Origin of the sequence: Kitasatospora sp. NPDC050463 (genome assembly GCF_040655255.1) — a bacterium.
Taxonomy (GTDB): domain Bacteria; phylum Actinomycetota; class Actinomycetes; order Streptomycetales; family Streptomycetaceae; genus Kitasatospora.
The window spans coordinates 1-9,560 of the sequence record NZ_JBFAJO010000144.1; the positions used below are offsets into that span (position 1 = coordinate 1).

8 protein-coding genes are annotated in these 9,560 nt (G+C 72.3%); 6 read left to right on the plus strand and 2 right to left on the minus strand.

Annotated features, from left to right (window positions below):
* Positions 1-486: 486 nt before the first annotated feature.
* Entirely contained in the window at positions 487-2,919 is a 2,433-nt protein-coding gene (locus AB0J08_RS39970) for a helix-turn-helix transcriptional regulator (protein ID WP_360644583.1), read from the plus strand.
* A 96-nt stretch (positions 2,920-3,015) separates the two neighbouring features.
* Positions 3,016-3,561: a helix-turn-helix transcriptional regulator gene (locus tag AB0J08_RS39975; RefSeq protein ID WP_360644586.1), complete on the plus strand. Its 546-nt coding sequence runs from the start codon at positions 3,016-3,018 to the stop codon at positions 3,559-3,561.
* 640 nt (positions 3,562-4,201) lie between these two features.
* Here the strand turns inward: AB0J08_RS39975 and AB0J08_RS39980 are convergent.
* Complete coding sequence (locus AB0J08_RS39980; RefSeq protein WP_360644589.1) at positions 4,202-5,515, minus strand: hypothetical protein; 1,314 nt, start codon at positions 5,513-5,515, stop codon at positions 4,202-4,204.
* Positions 5,516-5,709: 194 nt separating this feature from the next.
* On the opposite strand from AB0J08_RS39980, the gene AB0J08_RS39985 reads away from it, so the two are divergent.
* Positions 5,710-6,306, plus strand: coding sequence for a hypothetical protein (locus AB0J08_RS39985; RefSeq protein ID WP_360644592.1), 597 nt, complete (start codon positions 5,710-5,712; stop codon positions 6,304-6,306).
* Between the two features lie 281 nt (positions 6,307-6,587).
* Here AB0J08_RS39985 and AB0J08_RS39990 read toward each other — a convergent pair whose 3' ends face one another.
* Complete coding sequence (locus tag AB0J08_RS39990) at positions 6,588-7,025, minus strand: hypothetical protein (protein WP_360644595.1); 438 nt, start codon at positions 7,023-7,025, stop codon at positions 6,588-6,590.
* Between the two features lie 418 nt (positions 7,026-7,443).
* Between AB0J08_RS39990 and AB0J08_RS39995 the strand changes: the two genes are divergently transcribed.
* From AB0J08_RS39995 to AB0J08_RS40005, 3 genes are all read left to right on the plus strand, one after another.
* Positions 7,444-7,797, plus strand: coding sequence for a hypothetical protein (locus AB0J08_RS39995; protein ID WP_360644598.1), 354 nt, complete (start codon positions 7,444-7,446; stop codon positions 7,795-7,797).
* Positions 7,798-8,331: 534 nt separating this feature from the next.
* Positions 8,332-8,553: a hypothetical protein gene (locus AB0J08_RS40000; RefSeq protein ID WP_360644601.1), complete on the plus strand. Its 222-nt coding sequence runs from the start codon at positions 8,332-8,334 to the stop codon at positions 8,551-8,553.
* A gap of 139 nt (positions 8,554-8,692) precedes the next feature.
* Positions 8,693-9,535, plus strand: a complete 843-nt coding sequence (locus AB0J08_RS40005) for a hypothetical protein (RefSeq protein ID WP_360644604.1) — start codon at positions 8,693-8,695, stop codon at positions 9,533-9,535.
* Positions 9,536-9,560 lie beyond the last annotated feature (25 nt).

The window sequence follows — 9,560 nt, forward strand, 5'->3', positions numbered from 1 at the left end:
TCCGAGTAGTCCTTCATCGCCATCGGCGGTGTTCTCGCTTCCTCCGGATCAAGCAGATCCAGTATCAGCGTGTCCACCCATCAGGGCGAAGGCCCATGCCTCATGCAGAGGGATTCGACCAATCTCGGCTTCCTCTCCTTCGATGTCTACGAGCTGCACCAGGGCATCCGTCCCGTCGAACCCGACGACCTTCACCGCTCTCACGGGGCCCAGCTGGATCTGGTTGATCAAGGACCGCAAGCGAGGATCACGGACTGGCTCAGACACGGGGCAGGAGCCTAGCCGGAGGTGACAGTTGCCGCGACCAAGTGACAACTACCTCGACCAATCACAACCGGGCTCTTCGTGTGACCCAGAGTCGCAAACCAACGTGCTCCACTCGCAAACCACGGTGCTCCGTCACACCCAAACGAGCGAAAGTGATAGGAAAAGTTACATCCATAAGTGACTTTCGCGCTAGGTTGGTTGGCGAAAGGGGAGGTGTTCATGAGCGACGACCTGTTCGCGGCGATCGACGCGCTGCTGGAGCGGCCGAAGCCGGCTGACGACCTGCCGGTGCCCGCAGAGCGGGAGCGGCTGCGCAAGGCGGCCGAGTACACGCAGGAGGACCTGGCGAAGGCGCTGAAGACCCGGCGGGAGACGATCGTGCGCTGGGAGGCCGGGTCGACCGACCCGCGGCCGCCCAAGCGCGAGGTGTACATCCGGTTCCTCGCGACGCTGGCACTGCGCCACGGCACCGTCGAGCCGACCGAGTGGCTGCGCCGCGCGCAGGCCGCCGGCCTCACACCCGCCACCGTCCAGGCCCCGGTCCCGGCGGCCGATCCGTCGACGGCCGCCCCGGCCGGTGTGGCGCCGCCCGCGCCCGCTCCTGTTCCCGTGCCGGCGGCGTTCGGCGGCGACCAGGCGGACCAGGCGGTGGAGCTCGACCGCGACGCGGCCGAGAACCTGGTCGCCGGGCAGCCGCAGCCGTGCGTGCGGTGCGGGCGGCCAACGCCGTACCGCTCGGGCGGGCGTCCGGTGCACATGGGCGGCTGGTGCACCGCCGCCGCTACCTCGGAGCCGGCCCCGCAACCGACTGCAGCCGAGCAAGCCCCGGCCGCCGTGGCGGCGCCGGTCGCCGCCACGGCGGCTGCACCCGTGCGTCGTGCGACGCCGTCGCGGCCGGCCCCGTCCTCCCGGGCGCGCAAGGCCCCGGCGAAGACGGCGGCCAAGGCCGAGGGGCCGTCCGACTGGGAGGCCGCCGCGGCGGCCCGCTTCCCGGCCGGGCCGCTCGCGGTGCTGGACATCGCGCCGTCCGGCCGGGCCCTGGTGGCCTACCTCGCCGACGGCACACAGGCTTCGACCGCCCCGGCCGGGCGTACGCTCGCCGACGTCGTGGAGTGGGCACTGGAGGTGAAGCTCGGCTCGCCGCGGTTGCACCGGCACGGCAAGGACGGCGACGCCCTGGTCGTCCTCACCGCCGCAGCGCTCGCGGAGCTCGGCCTGCCGCCGATGGGCCGGGACGAGAAGACCGAGTACGTCCAGCGGCTCGGCCAGCTGCCGAAGACTCACAAGGCCGTGAAGGCGATCGAGAAGGCCGGCTGGCTTCTCACCCAGCGAGGACTTGGCCCGTGGGCGCGGATCTACCGCACCCCGGAGGACGGCAAGCGCCAGTGCGTCCAGCTGTGCATCCCCGGCTGGGGCGCGCTCGCCTCCGGCGGCTGGCAGATCCCCGACGGCCTCACCGCCCCGGACCTCGCCCGCCTCCTCGGCACCTACGCCACCCGCGTCCTCACCCCCCGCGGCTCCACCGCCGTCTCCGGCCTGGAACTCGTCACCGCGCTTCGCCCGTCGACCCGGGCGGTGCGCACCGAGGCCGGCTGGACGTCCGGTCCGGTGGAGGGCTCCCGCCCGAGGGACGGCTTCGATCCGGCGCCGCCGGAGGTCCCCGACATCCACCCCCTCGCCCAGGACCGGGAGCCAGGCGGCGAGCTGGTGACGGAGGCGTGGGACTGGTTCCGCGAGCTCACCGACGCCGAGCAGGCGGTGCCGTTCGCGGTCGGCCTCGATGTGAACATGGCGTTCCTCGCAGCCGCGGGCAGGCTGGTGCTGCCGCTGTCCGGCCCGGTGCACGAGCTGAACCCGGTCTTCGACCCGAAGACCCCCGGGTCGTGGCTGGTGGACCTGTCTGGCGTCGACACGAACCCGCTGCTCCCCAGCCCGTTCACCGCGGACGGCTCCCGGCCGACGGGCCCGGCCTGGTACTCGACGGCGAAGGTCGCCTACGCCATCGAGCTCGGCGCCCGCCCGCAGCCGTTGGAGGGCTGGCTGCGGCACGAGTTCGGCCCGTACCTCGACCCGTGGCACAAGCGCCTGCGCCAGGCCTACGTCGACACCATGGCCGCGCTCGGTGTCCCGCTCACCCTCGCCGACCGCGACCCGGTGGCGTTCCTGGACGCCATGGCCACCCTCAAGCAGGGCGACCCGGCCGAGCTGGCGGTGCTCACCGCGATCAAGCAGACCGCGAAGGGCACCATCGGCAAGATGCGCGAACGCCCCCGCGGCCACGGCTACAAGCCCGGCGAGCGCTGGGCCGCCCTGGACCGGCCGACCTGGGACCCGCTGATGCGCGCCCTGGTCATCGACACCGCCACCGTCAACCTCCACCGCAAACTCCGCAAGATGGCCGCCCATACCGGCCTCCACTGCTTCGCGGTGCTCTCCGACTGCGCCGTCTTCGCCTCACCCGGCCCCGGCGCCCTCGACATCCTCACCAAGCCCGACGGCACCCTCACCACATCGCTGCGCCTGGGGGTGTCGCCCGGGATGGTGAAGTTCGAGGGCTCCCGGCCGATGGCCGAGATCGCCGAGCTGCTCGCCGACGACACGAACCCGGCCCGGCACATCAAGACCGGCGGCATCGTCTCCGCCGACGAGTAGTTCCGCTCGGCCCGCCGGCACCCGTCCGGCGGGCCGCCCACCCCTGACCACCACCAGCAGCGACCGCCGACCTCGGCGGCCGGAAAGGAGACCAGTGTGAGCCGGGAGATCGACGAGGGCCTGGAGCGGGCCGAGCGCACCAAGCCGATCCCGCAGTCCGTCCCCGCCCGGATGCGGTTCCTGCTCAAGGGCGCCAAGGGCTCCACGAAGAAGCTCGCCCAGGACCTCGGGGTGAGCCAGCGCACCGTCCAGCGCTGGCTCAAGGGGCAGGGCACCCCCAAGCCGGCCGCCGCGAAGGCCATCGAGACCAAGGTCCGCGCCGGCTGGCAGCCGCGGGTGAAGCAGCGGGTGCGCCGCGACGCCGAGACCAGCGGCTTCATGCTCCACATCCAGGCGACCTTCGGCTACAGCGCGGCCGGCGGCTCCACCGACGACCCGCGCCAGCGCACGATCACCCAGAAGATGCCCGGCTCGGTCGCCCAGCGGCTGTACGAGGCCCGCGACGCCGGAGCCAGCCAGGCCGAGCAGGAACGGATCCTCGCCGAGGGCCTGCGCGAGCACTACTTCAAGGACACCGGACACCGCGCCCGCGGCCTCGACGTCGAGCTGAACGACATCGCATGGATGGACGTCGAGCTCTGACACCCCCCTCACAGCGACCTCGCGTCGCCAGAAAATACCGTCCCGGCCGCCAAGCGCGGCCGGGACTTTCTATTTTCACCACCCCGAATGTGAATTCACCGGCGAAATAGAGAAGGGGCAGCCCTGTCGGCCCGGCCGGTGCCCGGGGCGAGGGCCGCTCGTTGACCCGGGCGGACCGCCCGCGCGACCGGCCGGACTCTGTCCACAGGCGAGCCGCCCGACGATCCACCAGCGGGGCCAAAACCGGCTCCGCGACCACCACGACGGAGGGGAAGACCAGCATGCCGAAGATCCTGGATGATTTAGTCGGGTCATGTGGGCGCCACGTCTTCGGCGGAAGTTGACACCGGGGTTAGGCCGTTCGTGGCGTTGCTGTACTCGACACTGACGCAGGTTTTCCGGTGAGATCGGGAGCCACCTCATCGGGTGACCTGGTGGGTCGGGGCGGAGTGCCCCGGGGGGCGTTGCCGACGGGCCATCGCTATGTTGTGCCTGTGGGCCTCGGGACCGCCTCCCTGACAAGACGCGGTGTCGAGGCGGTGTCGAGGCCTCTTTTGCCCCCGTCAGCACGATCCGCGTGCACTGCAGGACATGTCCGACTCGACGGGCCGGTGCGTTCATCGGCAGGGGGATGGCGGCCTCAGGCGGCGGAGTGGGTCACGGTGCCCGTGTAGGTGCCGTGAACCGCGGCGGCGGGGACCGTGACCACCAGCGTGGGGGTCCATCCCGTGGAGCTGTTCCCGCTGCCGGTGGAGGTGAAGGCCGATCTCGGGCTGTTGAGCGCCTGTTTGGTCGAGGCGTCGCTCTGGCCCGGTGAGACTGTCACGGTGCCGTTCGCGCTGGTCGCGGGTCCGGACCAGTAGGAGACGTTCGCGGTGGTGATCGTCTCGGCGGATGTGGCGCCGCCGGTGGTGAAGTTCGTGGCGGACACCGTCGCCGTCCAGGTGCTGGTGGCCAGTCCGCGCCCGTCCGAGACGCTCACCGACCCGAGGACCGCGCTGAGGGTGCCGCCGGGCGGCGCGCTGCCCAGGGCCGCGGTGCCCGTCGGCACGCTGATCGACAGCGTGCCCGTGGTCGGGATGACGCTGATCTGGGAGCTGTTGCTGCCGCTGGTTTCGACGGTGTTCACGATCGCGCGGGTGAAGCTGGCCTTGCCTCCGGAGGTGGCTGACAGCTTCCCTGAGGCGGTGTAGATCGTGCCGCCGCCGGTGATCCATGTGCCGCTTCCCGTCACCGTGACTCCCGCGGTGTTGTTGCGGTCGGCGATGAACGAGAAACCGGCGAACGCCCCGGTGGTCGGCGCGCTGAGGCTGGTCTTGCCTCCGCTCTGGTCGGTGAAGGCCGCGCCGCTGGTGCCCGCCGCACACGCGGTCGGGTAGGAGGGGCAGGCGAGGTAGATCGTCACGCCGGTGCCGTTCAGCTTCCCGCCGGAGATCGTCATGCCGCTGGTGCCGGTGATGACGTACGTGCCGGGATTGAGGGTGAGCGTGCCGCCCAGATTCGAGATGCTGGTGTAGACCCCGGCACTGATCGTCTGGTTCCCCGTGACGTGGTTGACCGAGGGATACGGCGGGGTCGGTGTCGAAGGACAGGCCGCTGCGGCGGGGCACTGGGCCAGGGCGGCATAGGGGTCGGTGCCGGCGCTCTGGTTGGTCGGGGCCGGACTGTACGAGCCGCCGCTCGCGGTGGCGAAGCCGGCCGGCGCCGCCGGGCCGCCAATGGTGCCCCCGGTCGCGGTGACCGAGGTGGCGCCGCTGACGAGCGCGGCCTGACTGTTCGTCGAGTTGACCAGGATGTCGCCGGTGACGTGAATGCTGCCGGGATGGACATACAGGGCATCCACGGCGCTCGCGTTGAGGACGCACAGGGCCGCCGTGCACGCGGTCGCGGCCCGGGCGGCCTCGGACGGACCCGTCACGACCCAGGCCAGCGCGGACGCGGCGGTGAGGACCATGGCATAGACCGCGCGTGAAAGGCGGCCCCGGCCACGCACGCGGTTGAGGCCGACCGACCGAGTGAACCGCGCCGCCAGCCCCCGACCCGACAGCCCCTGCTCACGATGAGCCCGACGGATCCTCTCGAACAACACCTCACGCGACCTGTGCACCAGCGGTCTCCCTAACCCGGACCGTGATCAACAAGCACAGCGTGACGGGCCGAACGGCCTACGTACCAGGATTACTCCGAAAGCGGCATGTCACACACCATCACACCAGGTGGCGCCCAAGCTCACCGAAAATCCAGTGGCCCCCGATCCCGCCGAAAACGTGGTGCCCATCCACCCCGAAGAAATCAATCCTGGAGGAGCGCGGCAGCCACCTGCCGCACCGCGACTACATCGCCCAGGTCGTCACCGAACTGGAGGCCATCGGCCGCGGCCCCAACGGCTGGTGGCTGGAGGAGCAGGGCCCCGCCGGCGCTCCCGCGCTGCAAGCCGTCCTGGCCTGGGGCGCGGGCAACCACAACCCATTCGGCGACCCCGACGCCTCCGACGCCGACTGCCTGCTCACCGTGAACTGGGACAGCACCGCCGGCTGGTCATATGTCTTCGACCGCGAATGCGACCCCGACCGCTACCCGCCGATGGAGCTGGACATCCCCGTCGCGTCCGACCCGGCCGGCCTCGCCCGCGCCCTCGAGTACGTGATGAACGACGAAACCCGCGGACGGATGCCCCACCCGGCCCGCTGGAAGGACGCCGAGCGCCTGCACGAAGCCGTCCGGGCGTGGCGAGACGACTGCTGAACATCAGCGGTGTGGGCATCGGCCTCCGATGCCCGCACCGCCACCACAGATCATGTTCGCGGCCGAAAGATTGCAGGTCAAAGCCCTGGCCACCATCGGCGGAGCGGGTCTAGCATTCCCGCCACGGCGGCCCCCGCAGCCTCCACCGGGCCGCCGAGCAGAGCAGCCGCGCAGTGACCCCGGCGCAGCTGGCCTCCCGCCGGCCGGGCCCCGCAGAACGCCCCCCTCGTCCCCTGGGCCCGGCTGCCTGCGCCTCGCTCCCGGCCCGGTGAGCCACCGGTCTACGGGGCGGTGTGTCTGCGGCGGCGGGCGCGGGCGGCGTGCTGCATCTCGGCCTCGGCCAGGTGCCGGCGGCCGGCGGCGAGGTCTTGGCGGACCTGGTCCTCAACAGCGGTGAACACCCGGTAGTAGGTCTCGTCGTACGCCTCGATCAGCTGGTAGGTCCACATGCCCGGGACGACGTCCCGGCCGAGGAGCTCCCGCTCGACCAGGTCGGCCTGCTCCTCGTGGCCGGCCTGGCGCAGCATCTGTACGGCCTCGGCGAGCATCCGGTCGGCGCCGCCGGTCATGTGGTGCACCGCGTACAGGTGTCCGCGGGCCCGCTCGGTGTACTCCAGCGCCTTCGTCAGCATCCCCAGCGCCTCGACCGTCGCGTCGTCCACCCCGGGCGGGCGGCGGTGCGCCTCGTCCGGCTCTTCAGTCCCGACGCCATCTGCCACCGATGCCTCCCAACGTGCTCGCCCGATCCCTTCCCCGTCGTCCGGCCTGGGAGCAGGCGCATGCGCAGGAGGCCGACCGGCGGTCAGGCCGCTGGTTCCTGCGCGGGGTCCGGGCGGCCGGCCTGCTTGAGCTTCATGCTCGCTTCGTGCCGGTTGCCCACCTTCGCCCAGTGCTCGTGGGCGTACAGCTCGGCGCCGATCGTGGTGAACGCGAGCCGGGTCCTCGGTCGGGTCGGCAGACCACTCGGCCTCGGCGGCGTACCAGCGCTGTTGGAGTTCGAGCAGGTCGGCGGGGAAATCGGTGTCGGACACGGGCACATCGTAGATCGCACACCCGCGCGGGCGGCGGCGGACATGCGTCGTCCGGACGGCGGCTGCGCAGGGGCACGCGGCTGTGGCCGCTCCTAGCGTCGGTGGCATGACGACGGAGAACACGGCGGTGGTGGGAGTGCGGTCGGCGGAGGAGGTGTTCACCGCCCTGGAGGTCCTTGACGCTCGGTGTCGGCCGTTCAGCGACTACGAGCAGGGACTGCTGGAGGCGTACCGGTGGGCGGTCGGCACGTGGACCGCCGCGCCGGTGACAGCCGCCGCCACGGCCGGCCCGCTGGGGCCGTGCCGGGCGCAGCTGCTCGCCGAGTGCCAGGCCGCGGCGGTGGCGCTTCGGACGGAAGCGGACCGGAGGGGAGCGGCGCGGGTGGCGGAGACGGAGCGGATGCTGGGCGTCTACACGGGGCTGGCCTGGCTCTGCGGCCACCACGACGACCGGCCCTGACCGGCGTACCCGCGGCCGGCCCGGGCCGGTCGTACGCTGGAAAGCAGAGGTTGGTGCACCTGCGCGGTGTGCCGGTCGGAGTCATTCATCCAGCGGCCGCCCGTCCCCGTGTCGTGCCCAGCCGTGCGGGCGGCCGTGTACCGCGGCGGGCGGCGGGCGGCAGTGCCGGACCGCCTGCCGCGGGCACCGTGCAACGTTCTTCCCCGTCGCGCGGCCATGGCCCCTTTTCGCCGGCGAGTGGGCGCTGGTGTGCGGCAGGTCAGCCGTGGCCGGCGCGGGTGAGCACAGCGGCGACGATGCGGACGGCGGCTTCGGCGTCGGAGAGTTCGTCGCTGGCGGGCGTCTGCCGGAGCTCCCGCTCCTGCTCTCCTGGTCCTGGTGCTCGGCGGGTTCGGTCGCCACCGGCAGGACAGTCACGTCAGTCACGTCTCTCATGACCGGTGAACTCGTCAGGGCCATTGAGGTCACGCCCCCCGCGACGGGTAGGTCCGACGGTTGCCCGCCCCGGACCCGTCCGGTGACAGACTGTCATTCATGAATGATCAGTCCCGGCGGCCGTTGTGGCAGCCCTTCTCCGAGCCCGCTACCGATCTCCCCGCTCAGCCGTCCGGCGGGGCCCGGCTCCTCGCGGTCGAGCGGGCGCCGTTCCTTCAGCCGACCGCCGCCGAAGCACCGCCGCAGGAGGCGTCCGGCCGCCGGCGCCGCCTCGGCCCCGGTGGCCTGGCCGCCTCCGCGGTACCGGACGACCGGAGCTGACCTCGCAGCGAGCCGGCGCCCTGCGCAAGCGCCGGTGCGCTGCGCAACGGCGTGCGCAAGGCGCTCCTGCGCACCTGCGCAGGGCCGATCCGTGGGCGGCGACGGAGGCCTGTCCTGGGGGCTGGTTACGATCCGGATCATGGAACAGAGTTTCGACGCGCGAGGAATCCCGGCCGCCGATGGAAACGACGCGCGAGGAAATCCCAGAATCGACGGAATCGACGCGCGACGAATCGACGCGGACCCCGAACCGCCGGCCTGCCCCGAATGCGGCAAGCCGCTGCGCGCCTCCGGCCCCGGCCGGCGCCCGGTCTACTGCGGCCGGGCCTGCTCCTCGAAGGCGTACCGGCGGCGCCGCTCGCAGGACCAGCAGGACGCCGTCGCGGAGGCCCTCATTTCCTCGCGCGTCGATATCCCGGCCGCGCCGGACGGCGGCGCGCGGGAGCTGCTGGAGTTGGCGGCCGCCGTGCAGCGCGGCGCCGCCCACTACCTCCAGCGCCTCGAGGAGGCCCGCCAGGGCGGCCAGGACCCGGCCGGTGACCGCGCCCTGGAGCTGCTGGAGACCAGCGTCACCGGGGCGACGCAGCGCCTGCTGCGCAAGGCCCACGTGCTGCGCCACGAGATGGTCTCCGCCCGGGGCCGGGCCGAGCGCGCGGCCGCTGCTGCACCCGCCGACCCCGGGCCTGCCGCTGCACCCGTCCAGGCTCTGGCCGCCGCGGCTGAATCGGCGCACGTCGAAACCATCGCCCCCGCCGCCCACGGTGTCCCCGACCCGCAGCCGGTCAGCCCGGACCGCCGCGACACGTCCACCACCGTCCGCCCGGCTGCCCAGCCGCCTTCCCCCGGGCAGGCCCGGGGCGTCCCCGCTCCGCGGCTCAGCATTTCCTCGCGCGTCGAAACCGCTAGTGTCCCGCGCCGGAGATCCGTCGGCAGAAGCGGGCGAGGGAGTCGAGGATCTCATCGGCGGTCTTGGTCCAGGTGAACGGGGTGGGGTCCTCGTTCCAGTT